Genomic DNA, 25,654 nt, shown 5'->3' with positions numbered 1-25,654 from the left:
AGACCAGCAGATCATTTTGGAGGTATTGGGTGAGCGCTATCGGCAAATTTATTCCTAAATCAGGTGCGGAATGTCGGTTATATTAAAATCAGATCGCTCATTTTTTGAATAAACTTCACCCACCTTTGAATTTATCCTCGCTTATCATCCCGTTTGCTCCCACATAAATAATCACCTGCTCCTTTATCGCTGAATAATCCATCTCTTGTCCCAGATCATGGCGGCCTGCCCGGGCCAGATGGCGAGCCTCATTGCCAAGTTGTGTGCACTATCTCTTTTATATGGATATGCATTTTGCACGCATCCTGATGGCGCCTTTTTCAACGACCGGAGTGCAACCGGGATCCAAAGTTTTTTCATTAGTTGAATTTTTTCAGTCACCTTGCGCCGATTTCGGGTTCGCCTTAACTCAAAAAGTGATGATTGTCACATTCGTTCCCGTCACCAAGGAGATAACCATGAAGATCCCGTCGCTGTTTCTGTTCGTCGCCCTGGTCCTGCCCATGACACCGGCCTTGGTGCATGCCCAGGGAGCCCCCGCCATGCCGCTGGTGGTCTGTCACGTTGACCAGGCACCCCAGATGCTGGTCCCCGCCTACCTATGCCAATGGCACGATGGCAGCCAGCATCCCTGACCCTCTCGCCCAAGGGGAGGCGATCTCCTCTTGGGTCATCTCAGCTTTCCCTCCTTTACCTCCTTTATCTCCTGAATGGGATCCGGACCACGCCACCTGCATCATGCCCGTTGCCCTCCTCCACCCTCATCTGCGATCGACACTGACCGGCCTCCCCGGATTCTGAACCGCAGTTAAACGCCTTGTGAGATATTCGCCATCGACTGCGTAAGTAAAGTGCCAACAAAATTCTCGCCATAGTCGGAAGATGCGCGTGAAAAAACAGCATGATAGATCATTAAAACCATGATTTTAAAAAAGATAACTTCATTATCCTTTCGCGGGAAACCAGTTTGAATAAAACGTTTTTCAGCATGTCATTGTCGCCCTGCGCGAAATCCTTATAGTTACTCCTGCACGGACGCAATGAAGTCAGTCAGGAAGACTGGCTGCCAGGGTTGGGCAAATGGACTCACCACAGGATGTGGTAAAGGACACCTCCCAGGACGGAGAAAGTGCGACGGGAACGGATGACTCGTCAGGCCATGATGGCTAAAGGACACCCCAAAGGATTGGGAAGGGGAAACCTAAAGGAAGAGGTATAGTCAGGGATTGCAGGGAGCAACTTCGTTCAAGGATATGAGCGATAAGACTATCGGGGGCGACGCAAGTCGCCCCCATCTTTTTTGGGCCTTTTTCACGTCTGCCCGCTGATGGGTCACCCCGGCCACTATATTGCTGGCCAGGGTACCCGGGACTCGCCCAGCCGGCGCTATTCCAGCCGGAAGTGCCCCACTATCTCCCGCAGCCTGTCATAGGTGCGCTGCATGGCGTTCGAGCTGTCCACGGTGCGCTCGCCATTCCCCTTGAGCTGGGTGATCACCTCGGCGATGGCACTCATGTTGCGATTGATCTCCTCGGCAACGGCACTCTGCTCCTCCGCGGCCGTGGCGATATGGCTGATGAGATCGTTGATCTCCACCACTTCTCCTGCCATCAGATCCAGTGACGCATTCACCTTGCTGGTGTTTTCCGCCGCATCCTGGCAACTCTGCCGGGTGTTGCCCATGGCGGCCACCACGGTCTGGGTGCCCCGTTGCAGCCGGGTCAGCATGGTCTGGATCTCGGCAGTGCTCTTCTGGGTGCGTCCCGCCAGAGAGCGCACTTCGTCCGCCACCACCGCAAACCCCCGCCCCTGTTCACCAGCCCGGGCCGCCTCGATGGCGGCGTTGAGGGCCAGCAGGTTGGTCTGCTCTGCGATGCCACCGATGACCCCGAGAATCGAGCCTATCTGCTGCACATCCTGCTGCATGGCTTCGATGGAGTGTGCCGTGGCCTCCACCTCCGTCACCAGCGCAGTGACGCTGGCCATGGCCTGATCCACCACCTGACGCGACTGGTTGGCCAGTTGCTGGCTCTGGCCGGTCAGCTGGGCAGTATTGGCCGCGCTCTCCGATACCGAGACGGCAGTACGGCTCATCTCGTTGATGGCGGTGACCACCTGTTCGGTCTCCCGCACATGCTCCGCCAGCAGGCCCTGGGCTGACCCCGTCTGCCTCGCCAATGCCGATATCCCTTCATTGAGCTGGCCGCTCGCTTGTCTCACCTCCCCCATCATGCCCTGCAACTGCTCGATGAAACGGTTGATGCCCGCCGAGATCTGGCCGAGATCATCCTTGCTGGTCACCGTGAGCCGGCGGGTCAGATCCCCATTGCCCTGGGAGAGCTCCTGCACCAGGTCGCGCAAGGAGAGGATGGGTCTATAGGCCAGGTTGAGGGCCACCATGGAGAGGGCCAGTACCAGCGCCGCCACTCCGAGCAGGGCCAGGGTGATCTTGCCGTTGAGCGCCTGGGTCATGGCCCGGATATAGTCGAGATCCACATAACCGGTCAGGGTCCACTCGCTGCCGCGAATATCCAGCTTGTTGGGGCGGCTCTCGCTCTCTCCCTGGGGCTTGCTGCTGTAGAGCACCTGTCCCTGACTGTCGGTGAGGGAGAAGTAACGCCCTTCCCCGCTTACCTTGGTCAGCAGCGTCTTGAACTCGCTCATGTCGAGGTAGTAGAGGTAGGCGGAGTCGGCACCGCGCGGCACCAGGATGGAGATGACGGGTTTGCCGTCCAGCTGCTCCAGCGGGCTGACGGTGATCTGGTTGTTGGCGGCGGGGATCAGCTTGCGCAGGGCGTCAACCCTGGCCTTGTCGTCGATGACCCCGTTCGCGTCGAATGCCATGTCGCCAATGAGCTTGACGATGTTGTGAAAGCCGGTCTCCTGCAGCGCCTTCTTGACGCTGGTCACCCCGAGGTTGAGGTTGGCGGCCAGCAGCACCTTCTGGTTGATGTCACCCGCCAGTTTCTCCCTGACCAGGGTGATCTGCTCGTTGATGTTCTGGGTGGCCTGGGTGCGGATGTAGCCGCTGATGAAATGGTTGACGCTGAACCAGGCGGTACCGATGGTGACCAGAATGGCGAGCAGCAACAGCACGTTGATTTTGACTTTGAATGCCATGGTATGGGTCCCTCCAAAGAGAAAGGGCCGGGATGACCCGGCCCTCCCTGCCAATGCTTACTTCTTCTTGGCGTACTTCATGGAGTCCAGGGCTACCGCCAGGATGATGATGCCGCCCTTGATGATGAACTGCCAGTAAGGGCTGACACCGATGTAGGTCAAACCATAGTTGATCAGCGTGAAGATAAGTACGCCGGTGATCACACCCGCGACAGTTCCCACACCGCCGGCAAACGAAACGCCCCCCACCACGCAGGCCGCGATGGCATCCAGCTCGTACATGAAGCCGAGGTTGTTGGTGGCACTGCCGATTCGCCCCGCTTCCAGCATGCCGCCGAAGGCGTAGAAGACACCGGCCAGGGCATAGATGACCACCAGGTTGACGGCGACGTTGACGCCGGACACCTTGGCCGCTTCCGGGTTGCCACCGATGGCGAAGATGTTCTTGCCAAAGCGGGTCTTGTTCCACAGCACCCAGACGAAGACGCTGGCGATGGCCGCATAGAAGGTCAGGTACGAGAGTTTGAACCCGCCAATCCGGATGAAGCCCTGCGCAAAGTTGGAGAAGCGAGGATCAAACCCGGCTACCGGAGAAGCCCCTACGGAGTCGAAATAGAGGGAGTTGATGCCGTAGACGATGATCATGGTGCCCAGCGTGGTAATGAAGGGCGTCACGTTCAGGTAGGCGACGATCAGGCCGTTGACCAGACCAATCAGGGCCCCCACCACGCACACCAGCAGGATCACCGCCGGAATGGGCACCTCCCCCAGGGTGGGGAAGACCTTGTTGACGTTGGTCAGGGCCTGCAGCATGGTGGCCGCGATCAGCGCTGCCAGGCCGACCTGGCGACCGGCCGACAGGTCAGTACCCTGGGTGATGATGATGCCCGCCACCCCGAGGGCAATGATGACCCGTACCGAGGACTGGGTCAGGATGTTGCTGAGGTTGGTGAGGCTGAGGAAGGAGGGCTCCTTGATCACGATGATCATGAGCAACACCAGCAACACCACATAGATGCCGTTCTCTTTGAGCGCCTGCATCAGATTGAAATTTTTAGCCGACTCCATAATGTCTTCCTGTCTTTATAGGTACAGAGATGCCAGGCGCAGGATCTCGCTCTGGTCAGTTTCTTTGGTGTTGACGATCCCCGCGACCCGACCATTGCTCATGACCATGATGCGGTCCGTGATGCCGAGCAGTTCCGGCATTTCGGAGGAGATGATGACGATGCCCTTGTCCTTCTTCGCCAGCTCCAGGATGAGCTGGTAGATCTCGAACTTGGCGCCGACGTCGATACCCCGGGTCGGTTCATCCAGCATCAGGATCTCGGGCTGGGTCAGCAGCCAGCGACCGATGATCACCTTCTGCTGGTTGCCACCAGAGAGGGAGCCGATCTGGGTCTGCTGGGTCGGTGTCTTGACCCGCATGGAGTCGATGACCCACTGGGTATCGCTCTTCATCTTGTTGTCGCTGAGCAGCCCCATGGATCCCTTGTAGTTGTCCATGTTGGCGATCAGGGAGTTGAAGGCGATGTCGAGGCGTGAATAGATCCCGGTGGAGCGGCGCTCCTCGGTCACCAGGGCGAAGCCGTTCTGGATCGCCTCGTGGGCGTTGTGGTTCGCCACCTCTTTGCCGTGCAGCTTGATGGTCCCTTCGCTGCGATCGCGGATGCCGAACAGGGTCTCCACGATGTCGGTGCGCTTGGCCCCCACCAGACCGGCGATGCCGAGGATCTCCCCCTTGTGCAGGTTGAAGGTCACGTCCTTGATGGAAGGCTGGTTCTTGGCCGTCAGGTGCTCGACCTCGAGGATCACCTCTTTGGGCTGGTTGGTTTTTTCCGGGAAGCGCTGGGTGAGCTCGCGGCCGACCATCATGCCGATGATCTGATCCATGGTCATGCCCTTGAGGGGCTGGGTCGCCACCCACTGGCCATCCCGCAATATGGTGATCTCGTCACAGAGCTGGAAGATCTCTTCCATCTTGTGGGAGATGTAGACGATGCCGCACCCCTTCTCCTTGAGCTTGTTGATGATCTTGAAGAGGTGGTTAACCTCTTTCTCGGTCAGGGAGGAGGTGGGTTCGTCCATGATGACGATCTTGGCGTCATAGGAGAATGCCTTGGCAATCTCGATCATCTGCATCTGGGAAACCGACAGGGTGCCGACCTTGACCCTGGGGTCGATGTCGATGTCCAGCTCCTCGAAGATATGCTTGGTGTCCTGATACATCTTGCCGTGGTCGACAAACAGTCCCTTGGTGGGATAGCGGCCGAGCCACATGTTGTCCATCACGGTGCGTTGCAGTACCAGGTTCAGCTCCTGGTGCACCATGGAAACGCCATTCTCCAGCGCCTCTTTGGACGAGGTGAAGTTGATCTCCTGTCCCTTGAAGAAGATCTTGCCCTGATCCTTCTCGTAGATGCCGAACAGGCACTTGAGCAGCGTGGACTTCCCTGCGCCATTCTCGCCCATCAACGCATGCACAGAATGAGGACGGACCCGTAAATTGACATTATCGAGTGCCTTGACGCCAGGAAAGCTCTTACTGACGTCAATCATCTCCAACAGCCATTCTGATTGTTGCCGTGTTGTCATATCAGCCATCACATCTGGTTGAAAAGAGGGCAAGGGGATCTCCCTTGCCCTGAGGGGAGGAATTACTCGAATTGGGACAGGTTGTCTTTGTCTACGCCCACGTAGGCAACGCGGACGACCTTGTTGTCGATCTTCCAGTTGGTGCCTTCACCGGCCGGCTTGCCTTCGGCCAGGTTCTTGGTCAGCTCGAAGGTGGCCTTGGCCTGGTTGGCCGCATCGTTCAGCACGGTACCAGCCATGGCACCGCTCTTGACCATGGCCAGGGCTTCCGGCAGGGCGTCAACACCGAACACCGGGATGGCGGTCTTGCCCTGGGCCTTCAGGGATTCCACGGCGCCCATCGCCATGCCGTCGTTGTTCGCGATGACCACTTCGATCTTGTTGGCGTTCGGACCGGAGATCCAGGCGTCCATCTTGTCCTTGGCCATGGCGGTATCCCACATACCGGTATCCATGTGCAGCTGCTCGGTCTTGATGCCGCCATCGTTCAGGGTCTTGACGACGTAGGTGGTGCGTGCTTCCGCATCCGGGTGGCCAGGCTCACCCTTGAGCAGCACGAACTGGATGACGCCATCCTTGTTCAGATCCCACTCGGGGTGCGCTTTCCAGTGCTTGGCGATCAGCTGGCCCTGGATGATGCCGGACTCCTTGGAGTCGGTGCCCACGTAGTAGGCCTTGTCATAGCTGGCCAGGTCGGCCGCGCTCGGTTCCTTGTTGTAGAAGACCACGGGGATCTCGTCCGCACGGGCTTTCTCAATCACGACAGGGGCCGCCGCCGGGTCAACCAGGTTGATGGCCAGGGCCTTCACGCCCTTGGCCAGCAGTACATCGATCTGGTCGTTCTGCTTGGACTGGTCGTTCTGGGAGTCGTTCATCAGCAGTTCCACACCCGGGGTGGCCGCCGCTTCTTTCTCGATGGCCTTGCGCACCACGGCCATGAAGTTGTCGTCGTACTTGTAGACGGTGACCCCGATACGGGTATCGGCCTGGGCTTGGGCTCCCGCCATCAGTCCCATCAGCAAGGTGGCAACTGTCGTGAGTTTTTTCATTGTTATGCTCCGATCTCTATCTGTTTTTTGTAGGGAATGCTGTACACCGTTTGAGCTGGCGCCAGCCTAATGTAATCAGTTTGTTGTGAGGCGGTCTGTGATCCTGGCAACAAAATGAAAACGTTTACACTCTGTTACATAGCCGTAATATTGTTAAAAATTAAATAGTTACGTGAGAAACTGCCTTTGGGTCTCGCCATCTCGCGACGGCGGGTCCGGCTAGCTCAGACGGCAGTGCCACTGATAACGCCCCGGCAACAGCCAGAACTCGGGCCGCACGCTCTGGCTCCAGGAGTCGTCGCCTCCTACCCCCATGTGGAAGCCATCGAGGCACAGGTGCGTGCCCCCCAGGGCCACCAGATCGGTCTGGTGACGGGCTTCGGTCAGCTGCTGCTGACTGTAGCGGCTGACGCTGAAGTGGAAGCGCCCCTCCACCGCCAGATCCCCCAGTTGCAGTGCGCGGGTATCGCAGCGCAGCCCGTTGTCGGTGGGGAAGACATAAGGGGTGTGCAACGCCTCGATGGGCAATTGCCAGCGACCGAGATCGGCGGCGAGCCGGCGATCCGGGTAATTCTCGTGGGGGCCAAGCCCCAGCCAGCTCACCGGGGCACCTTCGGCCGGTTCATCGGCCAGCCAGAGCCGGGCACCGATGCGCGGCAGGGAGGGCATGTCGGCGGCCACCTCCACCTCGATGGCGAGGTGCATGGCGCCCTCCCCGTCCACCCTGTGATGCCAGCGGGTCAGGATCTTCGGTTCGTCACCCACGAAGTAGCCGTGGTGCGCCGTGATGAGACCCAGCTCCGGACTCGCCTCCAGGCCGAGACAGCGGTGCTGCAGATCATTGAGTCCGGCCTCCTGCCAGCGGGCAATCCAGGCGTTGGGATCGGCGTGATCCGCCTCGCTGGTGCCGATATCGTTGTCGAGCGGCGCCCGATAGAAGTGATCGGCGATGGCGTCGCGCAGCCGTTCGCGGCCCTGTTTCTGCCAGCTGACGATGCGACCACTGGCCTTGTCGAGCTGCCACAGGGAATCTGCGGCGCCAAGCACCCAGTGATCGCGCTGCTCGGTCAGGCTGACCGCCGGGCAGGCCGACGGCAGCGCCAGGGGCGCGGGCAACAGGCATTGCTGGCGAGCCACCTCGTGACCCGCTCCGGCCCAGGCCGTGGCGGTGGGCTGCACGATGGCGAGATCCAGCCAGGCGAGCGCCCCCGGCGCAAAGGCCGGCAATTGCTCCAGCAGGGTCAGCGTCATGCTCCCCCGGGGGACCAGCTCGAGCGGGCATTCACCCTGGCTCACCACCACGCAGTCTTCACACAGACGCCACTGCAGAGTCTCGTTATCCGTCTCGCGGAACAGGTATTCGCTGCGGATCTCCACCGTCAGCGGCTGGCGACCCTGCAGGGTAAGAACAAAGGGCTGCTGGGCACGCCGGGCTTCAAACAGGGAGGGATGGGGGGTGCGATCGGGGAACAGCAGGCCGTTGCAGCAGAACTGGCGATCGTTGGGAGTGTCGCCGAAATCGCCACCATAGGCCCAGAAATGGCGGCCATCGTCGGTCTGCTTGTCCAGCCCCTGATCGACCCAATCCCAGACAAACCCACCCTGCAGCCGCGGATGATCGCGAAATGCCTGCCAGTAATGGGCATAGCCCCCCAGGCTGTTGCCCATGGCGTGGGCGTATTCGCACAGGATCAGCGGCCGGGTCTCTTCCGGCAGGCCGATCCACTTGGCCAGTGCCCACTTGGGCACCGCCGGGAAGGGTTGATCCTGATGGGTACGGGCATACATGGGGCAGATGATGTCGGTGGCCGGGGTGTCGGCCCCGCCCCCTTCGTACTGCACCGGGCGGCTGGGATCCGCCCCCTTCACCCAGCGATACATGGCGTCGTGGGCCGGACCATAACCGGATTCGTTCCCCAGAGACCAGATGATGATGCAGGGGTGGTTGAAGTCCCTGGCCACCATGCGGGTGACCCGCTCCAGGAAGGCGTTGCTCCAGGCGGGATCCCGCGCCAGCCGCCCCATGGGGGTCATGCCGTGGGTCTCCAGGTTCGCCTCGTCCACCACATAGAGGCCGAGCCGGTCGCACAGGCGATAGAGCTCGGGGTGATTGGGATAGTGGGAGCAGCGCACCGCGTTGAAGTTGTGCCGCTTCATCAGCAGCAGATCCTGCTCCATGTCGGCCGGGGTCACCACGTGACCCGTGGCGGGATGGTGTTCATGGCGATTGGCGCCACGAATGAGCAGTGGTTGGCCGTTGACCCGCAGCAGGCCGCCACGGATCTCCACCGCCCGAAAGCCCACGTCATGGGCCTCGCTCTCGAGAGCGCTTCCCTGCTCGTCCAGCAGGGTCAGGGTCAGGCGATAGAGGTGCGGGGTCTCGGCGCTCCACTTGTGTGGCGCCGTTACCGTCAGGCACAGCTCGGCGCGATCGTCATACATCCCTTTCTCGTCGATGGCCTGGGTGCCAATCTGCTGGCGCAGGGTCGCAACCCGCTCGTCGCCATCATAGAGGTTGGCCTCCACCGACAGACCGGCTCCGTTGGCCGCCTGCAATTCAACCTTGAGGCGGGCATCCCGGTAGCAGGCGTCGAGCTCGGGCGTCACCCGGATATCCATCAGATGACGGGCCGGTTTGTGCAGCAGGCTGACGGAGCGGAAGATGCCGCTCATGCGCCACATGTCCTGATCTTCCAGATAGGAGCCGTCAGACCAGCGCAGCACCAGTACGGCGAGGCGGTTGGCCCCGGCCTGAAGGAAGGGGGTCAGATCGAATTCCGCCGGCAGCCGGCTGTCCTGGGAGTAGCCGACCCAGCGGCCGTTGCAGAAGAGGTGAAACGCGCTGTCCACTCCATCGAAGATGATCCGGGTCTGCCCCTCGGCCAGCCAGTTCGCAGCAACGGTGAACTCGCGGGAGTAGCAACCGGTGGGATTCTCGGCAGGCACCCGGGGCGGGTCGCAGGGAAAGGGGTACTTGATGTTGGTGTAGATGGGCACATCCGTGACGGGCCGCGCCCCCGGATAGGCCGCAGCCAGTTGCCAGTTGCCCGGCACCTTGATGGGGCAGGCATCTGGCAGATCCTCTACCAGCCACTGCTCCGGCACCCGCTCCGGGGCCTCGAACCAGGAGAACTGCCACTCGCCGTCCAGCAGCAGGCGGGAAGGTGACAACCCCCCCATCCTGGCTTCCCCTTCACTGCGCCAACTGGACAAGGGGGTATGGGCTGGCAACCGGTTCACGGCGGTGATCCCCTGGGTCTGCCAATCCTGACGGGCCACTATCTCCCTGAGCATGCTTCACTTCTCCCTGCATTCACGCTGAAAACCACTGCAGTGTAGGAGAGTTTTGCCCGGTGATCGGCGATCCCGCTCACACAGATGTAAACGATTACACTCGTTTTGTTAAGTAAAGCGGAGTAAAAATCGGATAAATCCGGGTAAATGACCCCAAGGGGGGAAAAGCGGACCTTCGGAAGGGCAAAAGATGCCCGGGAGTGTGAAACCGGGAGGCAATGGCCGAACCAGCGGAGCAAGCCATGGCAAAGACCCGACATCGTGCCCCCTCGCCCCAACCCAGTTCCGGGCACGCAGCCCGGCCTCTCGAAGGAGCGCGCAGAGGCCACGAGAGCCCCTGCCCGGCGCAGAGAAAAGCCATGGCGGGCGTCTGGCAGGTTCCGGCAGGAAGTGAGGCTCGGCAGGCCGGGGGAGAGGGGCTCGTGACAGACGAGCGGGAAGAGCTGCCGAGTTCGGCAGGCAGGGAGCGTGAGGGGACGGTTGTCACTCCTCAGACAGTCCTTTATGGTCTGCGCTATCCATGCTTTCAGCTAGCCATGCTCTGAGCTATCTATCGTCTGAGCTATGGGGCGCTTTATGGGCTGCAGTCCGGGTTCGCCAGGCGCAGCGCTTGCGCCGACGGGGGCACAAGCGCTGCGATCAGGACCTGACGGGAGCGACCGAATGGCGGTTGATCAGGGTGGGGGTATAGATGCGGCTCTGCACCGATTCGCTCTCCCCTGCGGCGAGTTGCAGCGCCAGCTTGGCCGCCTGGGCCGCCATCAGCTCGATGGGATAGCGCATGGTGGAGAGCTTGGGCCTCAGGTATCTGGCGTAGATGATGTCATCGAAGCCCACCACAGACACCTCTTCCGGCACCTTGAGGCCGTTGTCCGCCAGCACAGAGATGGCCCCTGCCGCCATGGCGTCGTTGTAGGCCACCACCGCCGTGATGGGCAACCCCTTGGCCAGCAGGTTGAGCATGGCGCGCTCGCCCCCCTCTTCATTGGGCATGCCGCTCTCCACCAGCTCGGGATCGGCGAAGACCTCCGCCTCCGCCAGGGCATCCTGATAGCCCTGGTGGCGCAACAGCGCATCCTCGATGGCGTGATCCGAGCTCAGGAAGGCGATATGGCGGTGGCCGAGATCCAGCAGATGACGGGTGGCGGTCGCCGCACCCTGGCGGTTGTTGAGGGCGATGCAGCGCCCCCTCAGACTCGGAATGTCGCGGTTGATCAGCACCATGCCGGGGGCGCGCAGGGCGTAGTCGACCAGCTCCTCGTCGCCGAGCGCCTTGCTGTGCACCACCAGTGCCTCGCAGCGTTTACCGATGAGCAGCTCGATGGCCTCCCGCTCCTGCTGGGCGCGGTGAAAACCATTACCCATCAACAGGTGCAAGCCCTGCTCCACCGCCACCGCCGCGACCCCTTTGACCAGGGCGCCGAAGAAAGGATCCGCCACGTCCCCCACCACCACTCCCATGGTGTCACAGGTCTGGCTGACCAGGGCCCGCGCGTTGGCGTTGGGGGTATAGCCCAGCTCGGCCATGGCCTTCAGCACCACCTCGCGGGAGGCGGCACTGGCCTTGGGTGAGTTGTTCATCACCCGTGAAACCGTTGCCACTGACACATTGGCCAAACGGGCGACATCCTTGATGGTGCTCATGCTGTTTTCACTTATTTCACGCTGCAACTGGCCGCATTATACCGTTCAATGTCACTGATAACAGGGGGAAAAATCAGAACTTGCCACATTGGTCGATGAAAACAAGTGTAATCGTTTACACATATTTGTTAAGCAGCTCACAGTTTGCCCGTCAGCCCCTCGGCTAGACTCCTGCTCAGGCTTTCCTGATGCGAGGAGTTGAGGGTGGAACAACGGATGAAAGTACTGGTCACCGGCGGTTGCGGCTACATCGGCAGCCACACCTGTCTGGCCTTGCAGGCCGCAGGCATGGAGCCCGTGGTGGTAGACAACCTCTGCAACAGCAAGGCGAGCGTCCTGACCCGTGTCGCCGCCATCAGCGGGCACGAGCCCCGCTTCTACGAGGGGGACATCCGTGACCCGGCCCTGCTGGATCGCATCTTCAGCGAGCAGCACATCGACGCCGTGATCCACTTCGCCGCCCTCAAGGCGGTCGGCGAGTCGACCCGCATCCCGCTGGACTACTACGAGAACAACCTGAGCGGCACCCTGGTATTGCTACAGGCGATGAAACGGGCCGGGGTACGCAATCTGGTGTTCAGCTCGTCGGCCACCGTCTACGGCGATCCCGCCAGCACCCCGATCCGGGAGGATTTCCCCCGCAGCGCCACCAACCCCTACGGCCGATCCAAGCTGATCATCGAGGAGATCCTCGAGGATCTGCAGCGGGCCGAGCCCCATTGGAGCATGACCCTGCTGCGCTATTTCAACCCCGTCGGCGCCCACGAGTCCGGCACTCTGGGGGAGGATCCCCAGGGCATCCCCAACAATCTGATGCCGTTTTTGACCCAGGTCGCCATCGGCCGGCGCGACTGCCTCTCGGTCTTTGGTAACGATTACCCAACCATCGACGGCACCGGGGTGCGCGACTACATCCATGTGATGGATCTCGCCGAAGGGCACGTCAAGGCTCTGGAACACTGCGCCGGACGGGGCGGTGTCCACGCCTACAACCTGGGCACGGGCCAGGGCCAGAGCGTGCTGCAGATGGTCGCGGCGTTCGAGGCCGCCTGCGGTCGGCCCCTTCCCTACCGGATCGAGCCACGGCGCCCCGGCGACATCGCCGAGTGCTGGGCCGATCCCGCCAAGGCCGCTCGGGAACTGGACTGGCACGCCAGCCGGGATCTCGCCGCCATGTGCGCCGACAGCTGGCGCTGGCAGTCCGCCAACCCCAATGGTTACGAGGCGTAGGCCCTGGCCTGCGCCTTCGGATGTATTCAACTCACACACTGGAGTGATGATGTTCAACCCCGTTGATCACCCCCACCGCCGCTTCAACCCGCTCACCGGCCAGTACGTGCTGGTCTCCCCTCACAGGGCCAAGCGCCCCTGGCAAGGCCAGGTCGAGAAGGTGAGCCAGGCGCCGAGCCAGGCCCATGATCCCGACTGCTTCCTCTGTGCGGGCAACACCCGGGTGACCGGCGATATCAACCCCGACTATCAGGGCACCTTCGTCTTTACCAACGACTTCGCCGCCCTGATGCAGGACACCCCGGCCGCTGACGCGGCGCCGGATCCCCTGCTGAAGCTGGAAGCCGCCCGGGGCACCAGCCGGGTCATCTGCTTCTCGCCGGATCACGGCAAGACCCTGCCCGAGCTGCCCCTGCCCGCCATCGAAGGGGTGATCACCACCTGGATGGACCAGGTGGCCGAGCTCTCTGACCAGTGGGAATGGGTGCAAGTATTTGAAAACAAGGGCGCCGTCATGGGCTGCTCCAATCCGCACCCTCACGGCCAGCTCTGGGGCAGCGACTTCCTGCCCAACGAGATTGCCCGGGAAGAGGCGCACCAGCGCGCCTGGCTGGCCGAACACGGCCGCCCCCTGCTGCTGGACTATGTGGAACGGGAGCTGGCGGATCGCTCCCGCATCGTGGTGGAGACGGCCCACTGGCTGGCGGTGGTGCCCTTCTGGGCGGCCTGGCCGTTCGAGACCCTGCTGCTGCCCAAGGCCCATGTTCCCTCCATGCTGGATCTCACCCGGGAACAGCAACAGGATCTGGCCATCGCGCTCAAGGAGCTCACCAGCCGCTACGACAACCTGTTCCAGTGCAGCTTCCCCTACTCCATGGGCTGGCACTTCGCCCCGCCCCGTTCCGACTGCCCCGAGGCGTGGCAACTGCACGCCCACTTCTATCCGCCCCTGCTGCGCTCCGCCACGGTGCGCAAATTCATGGTGGGCTTCGAGATGCTGGCCGAAACCCAGCGCGATCTCACCCCGGAACAGGCGGCGGAACGGCTGCTCGCCCTCAGTCCCATCCACTACAACGACCAGAACCAGGCCAACGAGGAGGCCCTATGACCCCGAGCCAGCGCGTCAGCGCCGTGTTTGCCGAGCAGTTTGAGCAACAACCCGACCTGCTGGTACGGGCTCCAGGCCGCGTCAACCTCATCGGCGAGCACACCGACTACAACGACGGCTTCGTGCTGCCCTGCGCCATCGACTACGAGACCTGCGTCGCCATCGGCCTGCGCGGCGACAACCTGGTCGAAGTGATCGCCGCCGACTACGACAACCAGCGCGACCGGTTCAGTCTCGATCACCCCATCGAGCACCACCCCAGCCAGCGCTGGAGCGACTACATCCGCGGCGTGGTGAAACACCTGCAGGCACGAGGCCACGCCCTGCGCGGCCTCAATCTGGTGGTCTCCGGCAACGTGCCCCAGGGGACGGGTCTCTCCTCCTCCGCTTCCCTGGAGGTAGCCATCGGCCAGGCCTTCAAGGAGGCCCAGGGGCTGGCCATCAGCCAGGCGGAAATTGCCCTCAACGGCCAGCAGGCGGAGAACCAGTTCGTCGGCTGCAACTGCGGCATCATGGATCAGATGATCTCCGCGAGCGGCAAGCAGGATCACGCCCTGCTGCTCGATTGCCGTTCCCTGGAGACCCGGCTCATCCCCATGCCGACCGATCTGGCGGTGCTCATCGTCAACTCCAACGTGCGCCGCGGCCTGGTGGACAGCGAATACAACACCCGTCGCCAGCAGTGCGAAACCGCCGCCCGTCACTACGGGGTCAAGGCCCTGCGCGACCTGGATCTGGCGACCCTGGAAGCGGGCAAGGCCGGTCTGGACGAGGCCTGCTATCGCCGTGCCCGCCACGTTGTCGGCGAGAACGCCCGCACTCTGGCGGCGGCCGATGCGCTGGCACAGGGCGATCTGGTGCGCCTCGGCGAGCTGATGGGCCAGTCCCACGCCGCCATGCGCGATGACTTCGAGATCACCGTGCCTCCCATCGACGGCCTGGTGGAGATCATCAAGGCCCGGATCGGCAGCGAAGGCGGTGTGCGCATGACCGGCGGCGGTTTTGGCGGCTGCGTGGTCGCCCTGCTGCGCCCCGAGAAGGTGGCCGAGGTGATCGCCGTGGTGGAGGCGGAATACCCGGCCCGTTTCGGCCTCAAGGCGGACTGCTACGTCTGCCGTGCCAGCGCAGGGGCCGGCAGACTGTAACGCACGCCTGACAACGGGTGACGCCCCCTGCCCGGCACTCGCGACGCCGGCAGGGGGCGACGGGATCACGACGGGGAACCGCAAACCATGATGAGATTCGAGCTGGAAAACGAGGAGGGACTGCGGCTGCGCGGTCTCGCATACGGGGCCACCCTCACCTCCCTCACCCTGCCGGTGGCGGGAGAGCGGCGGGAGGTGCTGCTGGGCTGCGCCGACGAGGCCTACCTCACCCAGCAGGTATGGCTGGGGGCTGTGGCGGGGCGCTTTGCCAACCGCATCGGCGGCGCCCGCCTTGAGCGGGAAGGCCAGTGCTGGACGCTGGACGCCAACCAGGGGGCCAACTGCCTGCACGGCGGGCGCGACGGGTTCCATCGCCGCACCTGGCAGATCAAGGAGCAGGAGGCGGACAGGGTCAAGCTGGCGCTCCTCTCCCGGGCGGGGGATCAGGGCTTTCCCGGCAATCTGAGGGTGAGCCTGGAGTATCGGCTGGAGCAGTGCGATCTGGTGGTCGACTTCTGCGCCAGCACGGACGCCCCCAGCCCGGTCAGCCTCACCAGCCACGCCTACTTCAACCTGGATGGCGGTGGCGACATCCGCCACCACACCATCAGCCTCGACGCCGACCGCTACCTGCCCACGGATGACCAGAGCCTGCCGCTGGCCATCGCCCCGGTGGAAGGCCCCTTCGATCTGCGCGCCCCCCGCCCCATCGGCCAGGCGTGGCTGGACCACCCCCAGCAGCAGTTGGCCAAGGGGTACGATCACGCATTTCTGCTCAACAACAGCGATTTTGAGCCTAATGATGAGCCGTTTGGTGGGTCAAATCAGCCATGGGCCGCCCGGGTGATCTCGGGGGATGGCAAGCTGGCGATGGCGGTCTACACCAACCAGCCCTCCCTGCAGTTCTACAGCGGCAACTGCCTGACCGGCACACCGGATCGTCAGGGCCGACCCTACCGGGATTACGACGGCTTCTGCCTGGAGGCCCAGCAATTGCCCGACAGCCCGAACCGGCCCGCCCTCGGCGATCCCTGGTTGCTGCCGGGGCAGCGTTATCGCCACCAGACCCGCTATCGCTTTATTCCTGCCCCCTGACAGCCCCGCTCGGGCAGACGAAGGCGCCCGGGCGCGCCGCCACGTCATGGCGGCCCCGGCCCCGATGGCACCACCGAATCAGCCGGAGTGAGGCCCGCCGCAAGGTCCGTCGCTCCTCATTGCACATCAGCCAAGGAACCGCACCGTGATGGATGACAACTACCTCGCCGCCCCCGACCGCTACCAGCGCCAGCCCTACCGACCGGCGGGCCGCCACGGCCTGCGCCTGCCCGGCATCGGTCTGGGCCTTTGGCACAACTTCGGCGCCGGGAGCGATCCCGCCACCGCGAAGGCCATGGTGCATCAGGCGTTCGATCTGGGGATCACCCACTTCGATCTCGCCAACAACTACGGGCCGCCGCCGGGATCTGCCGAACTGACCTTCGGCACGCTGCTCAAGAGGAGCCTGGCTCCCTATCGGGATGAACTCATCATCGCCAGCAAGGCGGGCTACGTGATGTGGGACGGCCCCTACGGCGATGGCGGCAGCGCCAAGTACCTCTTCGCCAGCCTGCACCAGAGCCTGCGCCGGCTCGGCCTCGACTACGTGGACATCTTCTATCACCACAGGCCGGATCCCCGCACCCCGCTCGAGGAGACCTGCCAGGCCCTGGCCCTGATGGTGCGCCAGGGCAAGGCGCTCTACATCGGCCTCTCCAACTACCCGGCACCGCTCGCGGCCAAGGCTGCCGCCCGGCTGGCGGAGCTCGGCACCCCCTGCCTGGTCAACCAGCTCAAATACTCCCTGTTCCAACGCGATATTGAGCCCGACACCCTGCCGGCCTGCCGGGAGCACGGCATGGGGGTGGTCGCCTTCTCGCCCCTGGCGGGGGGGCTGCTGAGCGATCGCTACCTGGCGGGCATTCCCGCGGATTCCCGCGCCGCCAGTGCCAGCCCCTTCCTCACGGCGGACCAGATCACCGAGGAGAAGCTCGCCACCGTCCGCGCCCTGCATGCACTGGCCCTGCAACGGGGTCAGTCCCTGTCGCAACTCGCACTGCAATGGGTGCTGCGCGACCCCGTGGTGAGCTGCGCCCTGATCGGCGCCAGCCATCCCCAACAGATAACGAGCGCCGTCGACGCCCTGGGGCAGCCCCCCCTAGACGATGATCTTCAACAGAAAATCCTGTCCATACTGTCCTGACAGCACAAAGAGATCATAAAACAGAGGTCAACAGGCGTGACTGACCTGTCAGAACGTGACGGGGCAGTCATGGCTTCTGACAGCATGCGGCAAGCCGCGCCCTGCATGGTCCGCCAGCGCCCTTTCCCGGCCGGAACAGGGCGCTGAAATCCCCAATATTCACTGGTTGCCCGCGCGATTTTCCGCCATCATTGGCCGCCCCGACCCGTTCGGGGTTGATTTTATCCAGACCCCATAACCAAGAGATCTGCACCATGACCGAATCCTACGCCCTGTTCGTCGCCTTTGTGCTGGGCATAGTGGAAGGCCTGACCGAGTTCCTCCCCGTCTCCTCCACCGGCCACATGATCATCGTCGGCCACCTCCTCGGGTTTGAAGGACCCAAGGCCGCCACCTTCGAGGTGGTGATCCAGCTCGGCTCCATACTGGCAGTGGTCGTCATGTTCTGGCGCCGCCTGTTCGGACTCATCGGCATTCACTTCGGTCAGAAACCGACCCCGGGCCACGCGACCCTCTCCCTGGTGCACGTCATCCTCGGCATGCTGCCCGCCGTGGTCGTCGGGCTGGCTATCCACAGCTGGATCAAGGCCAATCTGTTCGGGCCGGAAACCGTGATGTATGCCCTGGTGGCCGGCGGCATCCTGCTCATCATCGCCGAAAAGTTCCGCCCCGCCGTGACCGCGGAGACCCTGGACGACATCAGCTACAAGCAGGCCTTCGGCATCGGCCTGTTCCAGTGCCTGGCACTCTGGCCCGGCTTCTCCCGCTCCGGCGCCACCATCAGCGGCGGCATGCTGATGGGCATCAGCCGCCACGCGGCAGCGGAATTCTCCTTCATCATGGCGGTGCCCATGATGATCGCGGCCAGCGGCCTGGATCTCTACAAGAGCCGCGATTTCCTCTCCATGGCGGACTTCCCCATGTTTGCGGTGGGCTTCGTCACCGCCTTCGTGGTGGCCATGGTCGCCATCAAGACCTTCCTGGCGCTGATCCGTCGTCTCGACTTCATCCCGTTCGCCATCTACCGCTTCCTGCTGGCCTTCGTCGTCTACCTGGTCTTCGTGGCCTGATGGGCTTCGCCGCCAAGCAACACAAAAGGGACCCGAGGGTCCCTTTTTTCATGCCGTGATACCGCCTCAGTCGCGCGGCAGCCCGCGATCACCGGGCAGCCGTGACCCAACTCAATAGAGGTGCTGGCTGATGCCGTTGAGCAGCCGTGACAACCCCTTGGTGAACTGCACGGGGGCATCCTGCACCGTGTAGCAGAGGCAGCCGTCCGGGGTACGGGGGCTGTGGGCGTGGCTGGCATCGCGCCAGATGAAATCCCCCGCCTGATAGCGGGTGTCGCCATCCTCGATGGTGCCCGCCAGCAGCAGGGTCAGCTCATATCCCTTGTGGGTGTGCTCGGGGATCCGCCCCCCCGCCTCGATGTGGAGCAGGTTGGCCCGCGCCCCCATCTCGTCCAGGGGCAGGCTGACCTGACGGATGGCCCCGAGATGACGCCACCTGGGGGCATGATGCCGTGCCAATGCCCGCGGCAGCCGGTAACTGTGACCCGCCACCCTGAGCTCTGGCCTCGAGCTTTCGGGAAGGGCGAGCGCCGCCTCCGTCGCCACCGGCTGTTGCAGTATGCCCGCCAGCATGGCATCGAATCCGGCGGGCAGCGCCTCGTCCGGCGCGTCAGGGGCGAGATGCTGGCACGCCAGCGCCTCTTCAAATTCCTTCACCCGGGCGGCGCACTCGGGGCAGAACTCGCAATGGGCGGAGACACCGACGGCCAGCGGCAGGGGCAGCTCGTCGGCGGCGAAGGCGCGCAGCATGGGTTCAGTCGGATGGGTCTTAATCATGGCCTTGCTCCACTTGTTCCTTCAGTTTCTGTAGTGCCAGCCGCAGCCGGGACTTGATGGTGCCAAGGGGCACGCCGAGTCGGTCGGCCAGCTCCTGCTGGGAGAGCTCCTGCAGGTAGATGCCGCGCACCACCTGCTGCTGCGGCTCCGGCAGCGTGGCGACATAGTGGGCCATCTGGCGGGTCAGCACCGCGTCTTCACCGCCGCTCAGGTGCTCCTCTTCGGCCCGGAATTCCAGCAGCGGCCAGATCTCCTCGGCGCAGAGCTCCTCCTTGCTGGCGCGGCGGCGGCGCAGCATGTCAAAGCTCTGGTTGCGCATCACTGTGTAGATCCAGGTGGTGGCGGCGCCCTTGTCGGGGTGATAGAGCCGTGCCTTCTGCCAGACCAGCAGCATGGTCTCCTGCACCAGTTCCATGGCGTTGGCTTCGCTGCCGAGGTGGCGCAGCCCGTAGCTGCGGATGCGCGGCGCGAAGTGGTGGAACAGGGTGGCGAAGGCAGCCTTGTCGGCCCGCTCGGCCACCCGGACCAGCAAAGATGTGAGGTCGCCGTCTGGGTTGTCCATGGGGGGCGATGTCCTGCGTGGAGCCGATTGTGGTTGGCCAGTATATGCCATTGCGCCATCCCTCGCGTGTGGTGTTCACCCCCAATACGGTGAGCGAGGAAAAAGGATCACCGGGAAGGGGAATTCAATGGCTCGCGACCAGCAGACCGCTCAGCAGGGAGAGGGTGGGCTGGTTGTCCTTGGCCGCCACCAGCCACTGTTTTTGTTCCACCGGGATGGGCAGCACCTCCAGCCAGCGCTGGGCGACCCAGCTCGCATCCTCCCAGTCCGGCTCCGGATAGAGGGCCGCGTACTCCGGATAGTCGTTGAACACGTCCTGCAACGCCTTGGCCAGGGAGTGCTGATCCGCCTGGAGCCTGCCGCTCTGCCAGGGGGGCAGGGGCTCCACCTCGCCGACCCGCAGACCGTCCTCTTCCTGCCAGAGATCCGTGATGCGCACCCGCTCCACCCCGAGCACCGTGATGCCGAGCAAACCATCGGGCAGCAGATCGAAATCGATGATGCGCACCCGGGTGGCGATGGGGTACATGTTGCGCAGCGCGTCGGGCTGGCGGGGGTCCAGCATGCAGAGCGCGAACTCCCGCTCCCGGGACTCGGCGATCATGCGCTGGTATCTGGGCTCGAAGATGCGCAGCGGCATGATGCCGCCCGGCAGCAGGTGAGCGGAGAGTGGAAACAGTACCAGTGTCATGGGAATCATCCTCCAACGGCGTCCTCAAAGGATACGACCGCCACGGGAAGCGGGATCATTCAGATCGAATCGGTATAAATAACCCTGTCATAATCAGGGGAAAATAGCCTGGACAAGCCGTTTCGTTATGCAGTAGAAATGGATAACCACCACTTACCCAAATCAATATCCTGCAATGTGGTGGAAAACGCAGTGAAATATCCGCCACACCTACGGGTGCGGGCCGTTCCTATAGTTTTCTCGGCCCGATGCGGGTAAAATTCACGCCCTTATCCAGTCAGTCACTTTTCGACGCGCAACCTCGGTGGTCAGTTATGAAAGAGCATATTCATCATCTACTTGAACAAACGGTAGCCAATCTCAAGTCCGCAGGCGTCCTGCCCGCCGACCTGGAAGCCCGGGTGCAAGTAGACCGATGCAAGGAGAAGGCTCACGGCGACCTGGCCACCAACCTGGCCATGCTGCTGGCCAAACCGGCCCGCAAGAATCCCCGCGAGCTGGCCGCTGCCATCATCGAGCACCTGCCCGCCTCCGATCTGATCGCCAAGGTCGAGATCGCCGGCCCCGGCTTCATCAACTTCTTCTTCGACCCGAGCTGGCTGGCCGGTCAGGTGGAAGCCATGGTGACCTCCGACAACGCCAACGTGAAGCTGCCGGCGCCGCAGACCGTGGTGGTGGACTACTCCGCCCCCAACGTGGCCAAGGAGATGGCGGTGCACCACATCCGCTCCACCGTGCTCGGTGACGTGGCCGCCCGCGCCCTCGAATTCCTGGGCCACAAGGTGGTGCGTGCCAACCACATCGGCGACTGGGGCACCCAGTTCGGCATGCTGATCGCCTATCTGGAGAAGATGGCCAACGAGCACGCCTCCGACATGGAGCTCAAGGACCTGGAAGCCTTCTACACCCAGGCCAAGCGTCACTACGACGAAGACGAAGCCTTCGCCGAGCGCGCCCGCAACTACGTGGTGAAACTGCAAGGTGGCGATGAGTACTGCCGCACCATGTGGAAGAAGCTGGTCGACATGACCATGGAGCAGAACCAGCGCAACTACGACCGTCTGAACATCTCCCTGTCCAACAAGGACATCATGGGCGAGTCCATGTACAACGACATGCTGCCGCAGATCGTTGCCGACCTGAAAGCCAAGGGGCTGGCAGTCGAGAGCGAAGGGGCCACCGTGGTCTTCCTGGACGAGTTCAAGAACAAGGATGGCGAGCCCATGGGCGTCATCATCCAGAAGAGCGACGGCGGTTTCCTCTACACCACCACCGACATCGCCTGCGCCAAATACCGTTACGAGAACCTGGGCGCCGACCGGGTCATGTACTTCATCGACTCCCGTCAGCACCAGCACCTGATGCAGGCCTGGACCATCACCCGCAAGGCGGGCTATGTGCCGGAGTCCGTGCCCCTCGAGCACCACGCCTTCGGCATGATGCTGGGCAAGGACGGCCGTCCCTACAAGACCCGCTCCGGCGGCACCGTCAAGCTGGTTGACCTGCTGAACGAAGCGGAAGAGCGCGCCAGCGCCCTGCTGGAGAGCCGCAACAGCGACCTCTCTGCCGAAGAGAAGGCCCAGGTGGTGCACGCCATCGCCATGGGCGCGGTCAAGTATGCGGATCTCTCCAAGAACCGCACCACCGACTACATCTTCGACTGGGATCTGATGCTGTCGTTTGAAGGCAACACCGCCCCCTACCTGCAATACGCCTACACCCGTATCCAGTCCATCTTCCGCAAGGCCGGCGTCGATGCCGATACCCTGAGCGGCAAGGTGGTCCTGAGCGAAGATGCCGAAGAGACCCTGGCCCAGAAGCTGATCCAGTTCTCCGACGCGGTCAACGGCGTGGCGGACAAGGGGATGCCGCACCTGCTCTGTACCTATCTGTACGAGCTCTCCGGCAACTTCATGACCTTCTACGAAGCCTGCCCGATCAACAAGGACGGCGTGGACGAAGCGACCCGCCAGAGCCGTCTGCTGCTGTGCGCCGCCACCGCCAAGGTGCTCAAGCTGGGCCTGGGCGTGCTGGGCATCCACACCCTGGAGCGCATGTAATAGATGGCGACCCGGGATTACGTCGGCAACAGCCCGAGACGACGGGCGGGTGGCCGTAACATCAAGAAAGCGGCCCCTCGCCGCTTTCCTGTTATCCCGGCACTGCTGGCCGGGGCCCTGGTCGTCGGTTTCGGCGCCTTCCTCTACCTCATCAACGGCAAGGGCGCCGATGCCCCCACCATCGAAGAGCAGGTGAAGGCCAACAAACCCAAGGCACAGGGCAATACCCTGCCCCAGGAGAAGTGGAGCTACATCGAGCGGCTGGAGAACAAGCAGGTGGACATCATAGAGCCGCCGCCCCAGCCGGGCGTGCTGCCGCCCCCGCCTGCCGAGACCATGACCCTGCAACCGGAGAAGCTGCCCAAGCCGGTCGCGACCGACATTCCCCAGCCGGGAACCCCCATCGGTCAGGTGAAGCCCTATCAGCCGCAACCGGTGCAGCCGACCAAGCCGGCGACCGGCGCCCCGGTCGCCAGCGCCCGGGAGCAGGTGATCGACCAGAAGGCCGAGCGTGAGCGGATGGAGCGGGAGATCCGCGCCGAACTTGAGCGGGAGCGTGCCGAGGCCGCCAGGGCCAAGGCGGCGACCCAGACTGCCCAGACCGCAGCCGCCGACGGCGGTCGCTACATGATGCAGTGTGCCGCCCTGCGCTCCCAGGATTCCGCAGAATCCCTCAAGGCGCGCATCGCCTTCACCGCCGGGCTCTCTTCAAGCCTGCAGGTGGTGAACGGGGCCGGTGGCGCCGTCTACAAGGTGATGGTGGGCCCCTTCAACGGCAAGGCGGCGGCCGATGCGGCCAACCGCAAGCTGCAGGGCTCGGGCATCAGCGGCTGCATCCCCAAGAAGGGGTGATCGCCGCGTTCATGCACAGGGCCGGGTGGCAACACCCGGCCCTGTTTCTTTTGGCGCCATCCCGCGCCCACCCGATCCCTCCTCCGCGATCCGTGCTCGGCACAGGCTTGAAAAGCCGTTTTGCCATCCCCATCTTTTCCTCCATGCACAGTCAGGCCGTCATTCGGCTCAAGCGAGGTAAGTAAAGTGACTACCATAGTTTCAGTTCGCCGCAACGGTCAGGTCGTCATCGGTGGCGATGGCCAGGTTTCTCTTGGCAACACCGTCATGAAGGGCAACGCCCGCAAGGTTCATCGCCTCTACAACGGCAAGGTACTGGCTGGTTTCGCCGGCGGCACCGCCGACGCCTTCACCCTGCTCGAGCGCTTCGAAGCCAAACTGCAGGCCCATCAGGGCAACCTGGAGCGCGCCGCCGTGGCGCTGGCCAAGGACTGGCGCACCGATCGCGCCCTGCGCCGCCTCGAGGCGCTGCTGGCCGTCGCCGACGAGCACAAATCCTTCATCATCACCGGCAACGGTGACGTGGTGCAGCCGGAGCACGATCTCATCGCCATCGGCAGCGGCGGCAACTTCGCCCAGTCCGCCGCCATCGCCCTGCTGGAGAACACCGAGCTCGACGCCAAGAGCATTGTCGAGAAGTCCCTCAAGATTGCGGGCGACATCTGCGTCTTCACCAACGGCAACCACACCATCGAAGTGCTGGATTATTCAGCTAAATAAGCCGGCGAAATAGGGCCGCCAAATAAGGCCGCCAGCCAAACCCCATTTTCCAAGGGGTGGGCCCTGCCCGCCCCGGATACAGGAACGCCATCATGTCCGAGATGACCCCGAGAGAAATCGTCCACGAGCTGGACAGACACATCATTGGTCAGGCCGACGCCAAGCGCGCGGTCGCCGTCGCCCTGCGCAACCGCTGGCGCCGGATGCAGCTCTCCGAGGAGATGCGCCACGAAGTGACCCCGAAGAACATCCTGATGATCGGCCCGACCGGCGTCGGCAAGACCGAGATCGCCCGTCGCCTGGCCAAGCTGGCCAACGCCCCCTTCATCAAGGTGGAAGCGACCAAGTTCACCGAAGTGGGCTATGTGGGCAAGGAAGTGGACAGCATCATCCGCGATCTGACCGATGTCGCCATCAAGCTGGTGCGCGAGACCGAGATGGAGAAGATGAAATACCGCGCCGAGGAAGCCGCCGAAGAGCGCATCCTCGACGCCCTGCTGCCCAACCCGCGCAACAGCTGGGGTGAGGAAGAGAAAGCCGACAACTCCAACACCCGCCAGATTTTCCGCAAGAAACTGCGGGAAGGTCAGCTGGATGACAAGGAGATCGAGCTGGAGCTCGCCGCCTCCCCCATGGGTGTCGAAATCATGACCCCGCCGGGCATGGAAGAGATGGCCAACCAGTTGCAGGGGCTGTTCCAGAACCTGGGCCAGAACCAGAAGAAGAAGCGCAAGATCAAGGTCAAGGAGGCCATGAAGGCGCTGATCGAAGAGGAAGCAGCCCGCCTGGTCAACCCGGAAGAGCTGAAGCAGAAGGCCATCGCCTCCGTCGAGAACAACGGCATCGTCTTCCTCGACGAGATCGACAAGATCTGCAAGCGCGGCGAGAGCTCGGGCCCGGACGTTTCCCGTGAAGGGGTTCAGCGCGACCTGCTGCCGCTGGTCGAGGGCTGCACCGTCAACACCAAGCACGGCATGGTCAAGACCGATCACATCCTGTTTGTCGCCTCCGGTGCCTTCCAGATCGCCAAGCCATCCGACCTCATCCCCGAGCTGCAGGGCCGTCTGCCGATCCGGGTCGAGCTGACCGCCCTGACCACCGAAGACTTCGAGCGCATCCTGACCGAGCCGAACGCCTCCCTGACCGATCAGTACAAGGCGCTGATGGCCACCGAAGGGGTCAACATCGAGTTCACCCAGGATGGTATCCGCCGTCTGGCCGAAGCGGCCTGGCAGGTCAACGAGCGCACCGAGAACATCGGCGCCCGTCGTCTGCACACCGTGATGGAGCGGCTGATGGAAGACATCTCCTATGACGCCTCCGAGAAGTCAGGCGAGACCTTCGTCATCAACACCGACTACGTCAACGCCCACCTCGGCAAGCTGATTGAAGATGAGGATCTGAGCCGCTTCATTCTGTAACCGGTTGATCGATAACGAGGAGCTGAGCGGTTTACTATCCTGCTCAACCCCATAGCAAGACGCCTCCCCTGTGGAGG

Annotated in this window: 20 protein-coding genes; 11 read left to right on the top strand and 9 right to left on the bottom strand. The window is 62.9% G+C overall.

What is annotated here, in order from left to right:
* Positions 1-458: 458 nt before the first annotated feature.
* Positions 459-635: a hypothetical protein gene (locus tag OKB81_RS05755; RefSeq protein WP_164882869.1), complete on the top strand. Its 177-nt coding sequence runs from the start codon at positions 459-461 to the stop codon at positions 633-635.
* A gap of 751 nt (positions 636-1,386) precedes the next feature.
* Here the strand turns inward: OKB81_RS05755 and OKB81_RS05750 are convergent.
* The 6 genes from OKB81_RS05750 to OKB81_RS05725 form a co-directional block, all read right to left on the bottom strand.
* The gene (locus OKB81_RS05750) at positions 1,387-3,120 is read right to left on the bottom strand and encodes a methyl-accepting chemotaxis protein (RefSeq protein ID WP_039039635.1); all 1,734 of its coding nucleotides are present in this window, start codon (positions 3,118-3,120) and stop codon (positions 1,387-1,389) included.
* 57 nt (positions 3,121-3,177) lie between these two features.
* Positions 3,178-4,188: a galactose/methyl galactoside ABC transporter permease MglC gene (gene mglC, locus OKB81_RS05745; protein WP_010676014.1), complete on the bottom strand. Its 1,011-nt coding sequence runs from the start codon at positions 4,186-4,188 to the stop codon at positions 3,178-3,180.
* A 15-nt stretch (positions 4,189-4,203) separates the two neighbouring features.
* On the bottom strand, positions 4,204-5,724 hold the full coding sequence (gene mglA / locus OKB81_RS05740; RefSeq protein ID WP_010676015.1) for a galactose/methyl galactoside ABC transporter ATP-binding protein MglA: 1,521 nt from the start codon (positions 5,722-5,724) through the stop codon (positions 4,204-4,206).
* Between the two features lie 53 nt (positions 5,725-5,777).
* Positions 5,778-6,764 (bottom strand): galactose/glucose ABC transporter substrate-binding protein MglB, encoded by a 987-nt coding sequence (mglB, locus tag OKB81_RS05735; RefSeq protein ID WP_010676016.1) that lies wholly within the window; start codon positions 6,762-6,764, stop codon positions 5,778-5,780.
* A 219-nt stretch (positions 6,765-6,983) separates the two neighbouring features.
* The gene (locus tag OKB81_RS05730; RefSeq protein ID WP_160837342.1) at positions 6,984-10,058 is read right to left on the bottom strand and encodes a beta-galactosidase; all 3,075 of its coding nucleotides are present in this window, start codon (positions 10,056-10,058) and stop codon (positions 6,984-6,986) included.
* A 639-nt stretch (positions 10,059-10,697) separates the two neighbouring features.
* The gene (locus OKB81_RS05725) at positions 10,698-11,702 is read right to left on the bottom strand and encodes a substrate-binding domain-containing protein (RefSeq protein ID WP_010676018.1); all 1,005 of its coding nucleotides are present in this window, start codon (positions 11,700-11,702) and stop codon (positions 10,698-10,700) included.
* A 216-nt stretch (positions 11,703-11,918) separates the two neighbouring features.
* Between OKB81_RS05725 and galE the strand changes: the two genes are divergently transcribed.
* From galE to bacA, 6 genes are all read left to right on the top strand, one after another.
* A complete protein-coding gene (gene galE, locus OKB81_RS05720) occupies positions 11,919-12,932 on the top strand; it encodes a UDP-glucose 4-epimerase GalE (protein WP_048209550.1) in 1,014 nt (337 codons plus the stop codon).
* A 49-nt stretch (positions 12,933-12,981) separates the two neighbouring features.
* Complete coding sequence (locus OKB81_RS05715) at positions 12,982-14,040, top strand: UDP-glucose--hexose-1-phosphate uridylyltransferase (RefSeq protein ID WP_160837343.1); 1,059 nt, start codon at positions 12,982-12,984, stop codon at positions 14,038-14,040.
* Positions 14,037-15,185, top strand: a complete 1,149-nt coding sequence (galK, locus tag OKB81_RS05710) for a galactokinase (RefSeq protein WP_128273415.1) — start codon at positions 14,037-14,039, stop codon at positions 15,183-15,185. Before OKB81_RS05715 ends, galK begins: the two co-directional genes overlap by 4 nt.
* Before the next feature lie 27 nt (positions 15,186-15,212).
* A complete protein-coding gene (locus OKB81_RS05705) occupies positions 15,213-16,280 on the top strand; it encodes a galactose-1-epimerase (protein WP_270662503.1) in 1,068 nt (355 codons plus the stop codon).
* Positions 16,281-16,428: 148 nt separating this feature from the next.
* Positions 16,429-17,424, top strand: coding sequence for an aldo/keto reductase (locus OKB81_RS05700; protein ID WP_160837363.1), 996 nt, complete (start codon positions 16,429-16,431; stop codon positions 17,422-17,424).
* Between the two features lie 254 nt (positions 17,425-17,678).
* Positions 17,679-18,494, top strand: a complete 816-nt coding sequence (gene bacA / locus OKB81_RS05695) for an undecaprenyl-diphosphate phosphatase (RefSeq protein ID WP_010676024.1) — start codon at positions 17,679-17,681, stop codon at positions 18,492-18,494.
* A gap of 111 nt (positions 18,495-18,605) precedes the next feature.
* Here bacA and OKB81_RS05690 read toward each other — a convergent pair whose 3' ends face one another.
* The 3 genes from OKB81_RS05690 to OKB81_RS05680 all read right to left on the bottom strand — a co-directional run bounded on the left by OKB81_RS05690 (position 18,606) and on the right by OKB81_RS05680 (position 20,524).
* Positions 18,606-19,271 (bottom strand): ChrR family anti-sigma-E factor, encoded by a 666-nt coding sequence (locus OKB81_RS05690; protein WP_160837347.1) that lies wholly within the window; start codon positions 19,269-19,271, stop codon positions 18,606-18,608.
* The gene (locus tag OKB81_RS05685) at positions 19,264-19,833 is read right to left on the bottom strand and encodes a sigma-70 family RNA polymerase sigma factor (RefSeq protein ID WP_010676026.1); all 570 of its coding nucleotides are present in this window, start codon (positions 19,831-19,833) and stop codon (positions 19,264-19,266) included. The genes OKB81_RS05690 and OKB81_RS05685 overlap by 8 nt, the downstream gene beginning before the upstream one ends.
* A gap of 124 nt (positions 19,834-19,957) precedes the next feature.
* The gene (locus OKB81_RS05680) at positions 19,958-20,524 is read right to left on the bottom strand and encodes an LON peptidase substrate-binding domain-containing protein (protein ID WP_010676027.1); all 567 of its coding nucleotides are present in this window, start codon (positions 20,522-20,524) and stop codon (positions 19,958-19,960) included.
* Positions 20,525-20,838: 314 nt separating this feature from the next.
* Here OKB81_RS05680 and argS point away from each other — a divergent pair, with 314 nt between their 5' ends.
* The 4 genes from argS (at position 20,839) to hslU (ending at position 25,577) form a co-directional block, all read left to right on the top strand.
* On the top strand, positions 20,839-22,584 hold the full coding sequence (gene argS, locus OKB81_RS05675; protein WP_010676028.1) for an arginine--tRNA ligase: 1,746 nt from the start codon (positions 20,839-20,841) through the stop codon (positions 22,582-22,584).
* 3 nt (positions 22,585-22,587) lie between these two features.
* Entirely contained in the window at positions 22,588-23,436 is an 849-nt protein-coding gene (locus tag OKB81_RS05670) for an SPOR domain-containing protein (protein WP_010676029.1), read from the top strand.
* 186 nt (positions 23,437-23,622) lie between these two features.
* Entirely contained in the window at positions 23,623-24,156 is a 534-nt protein-coding gene (hslV, locus tag OKB81_RS05665) for an ATP-dependent protease subunit HslV (protein ID WP_005306539.1), read from the top strand.
* A 92-nt stretch (positions 24,157-24,248) separates the two neighbouring features.
* Complete coding sequence (gene hslU, locus OKB81_RS05660; protein WP_042005659.1) at positions 24,249-25,577, top strand: HslU--HslV peptidase ATPase subunit; 1,329 nt, start codon at positions 24,249-24,251, stop codon at positions 25,575-25,577.
* Positions 25,578-25,654 lie beyond the last annotated feature (77 nt).

This window comes from Aeromonas sp. QDB56 (assembly GCF_027705505.1).
Lineage (GTDB): Bacteria > Pseudomonadota > Gammaproteobacteria > Enterobacterales > Aeromonadaceae > Aeromonas > Aeromonas caviae.
This window is presented reverse-complemented; position numbering and strand designations above follow the sequence as displayed.

Excerpts from the sequence above, each read along its gene's own strand:
- bacA (WP_010676024.1), top strand. The coding sequence starts at position 17,679 with ATGACCGAATCCTACGCCCTGTTCGTCGCCTTTGTGCTGGGCATAGTG.
- galE (WP_048209550.1), top strand. The coding sequence starts at position 11,919 with ATGAAAGTACTGGTCACCGGCGGTTGCGGCTACATCGGCAGCCACACC.
- mglB (WP_010676016.1), bottom strand. The coding sequence starts at position 6,764 with ATGAAAAAACTCACGACAGTTGCCACCTTGCTGATGGGACTGATGGCG.
- hslU (WP_042005659.1), top strand. The coding sequence starts at position 24,249 with ATGTCCGAGATGACCCCGAGAGAAATCGTCCACGAGCTGGACAGACAC.
- OKB81_RS05725 (WP_010676018.1), bottom strand. The coding sequence starts at position 11,702 with ATGAGCACCATCAAGGATGTCGCCCGTTTGGCCAATGTGTCAGTGGCA.
- OKB81_RS05670 (WP_010676029.1), top strand. The coding sequence starts at position 22,588 with ATGGCGACCCGGGATTACGTCGGCAACAGCCCGAGACGACGGGCGGGT.
- OKB81_RS05755 (WP_164882869.1), top strand. The coding sequence starts at position 459 with ATGAAGATCCCGTCGCTGTTTCTGTTCGTCGCCCTGGTCCTGCCCATG.
- OKB81_RS05685 (WP_010676026.1), bottom strand. The coding sequence starts at position 19,833 with ATGGACAACCCAGACGGCGACCTCACATCTTTGCTGGTCCGGGTGGCC.
- OKB81_RS05715 (WP_160837343.1), top strand. The coding sequence starts at position 12,982 with ATGTTCAACCCCGTTGATCACCCCCACCGCCGCTTCAACCCGCTCACC.
- OKB81_RS05680 (WP_010676027.1), bottom strand. The coding sequence starts at position 20,524 with ATGACACTGGTACTGTTTCCACTCTCCGCTCACCTGCTGCCGGGCGGC.
- OKB81_RS05700 (WP_160837363.1), top strand. The coding sequence starts at position 16,429 with ATGGATGACAACTACCTCGCCGCCCCCGACCGCTACCAGCGCCAGCCC.
- argS (WP_010676028.1), top strand. The coding sequence starts at position 20,839 with ATGAAAGAGCATATTCATCATCTACTTGAACAAACGGTAGCCAATCTC.
- mglA (WP_010676015.1), bottom strand. The coding sequence starts at position 5,724 with ATGGCTGATATGACAACACGGCAACAATCAGAATGGCTGTTGGAGATG.
- OKB81_RS05750 (WP_039039635.1), bottom strand. The coding sequence starts at position 3,120 with ATGGCATTCAAAGTCAAAATCAACGTGCTGTTGCTGCTCGCCATTCTG.
- galK (WP_128273415.1), top strand. The coding sequence starts at position 14,037 with ATGACCCCGAGCCAGCGCGTCAGCGCCGTGTTTGCCGAGCAGTTTGAG.
- OKB81_RS05730 (WP_160837342.1), bottom strand. The coding sequence starts at position 10,058 with ATGCTCAGGGAGATAGTGGCCCGTCAGGATTGGCAGACCCAGGGGATC.
- mglC (WP_010676014.1), bottom strand. The coding sequence starts at position 4,188 with ATGGAGTCGGCTAAAAATTTCAATCTGATGCAGGCGCTCAAAGAGAAC.
- OKB81_RS05690 (WP_160837347.1), bottom strand. The coding sequence starts at position 19,271 with ATGATTAAGACCCATCCGACTGAACCCATGCTGCGCGCCTTCGCCGCC.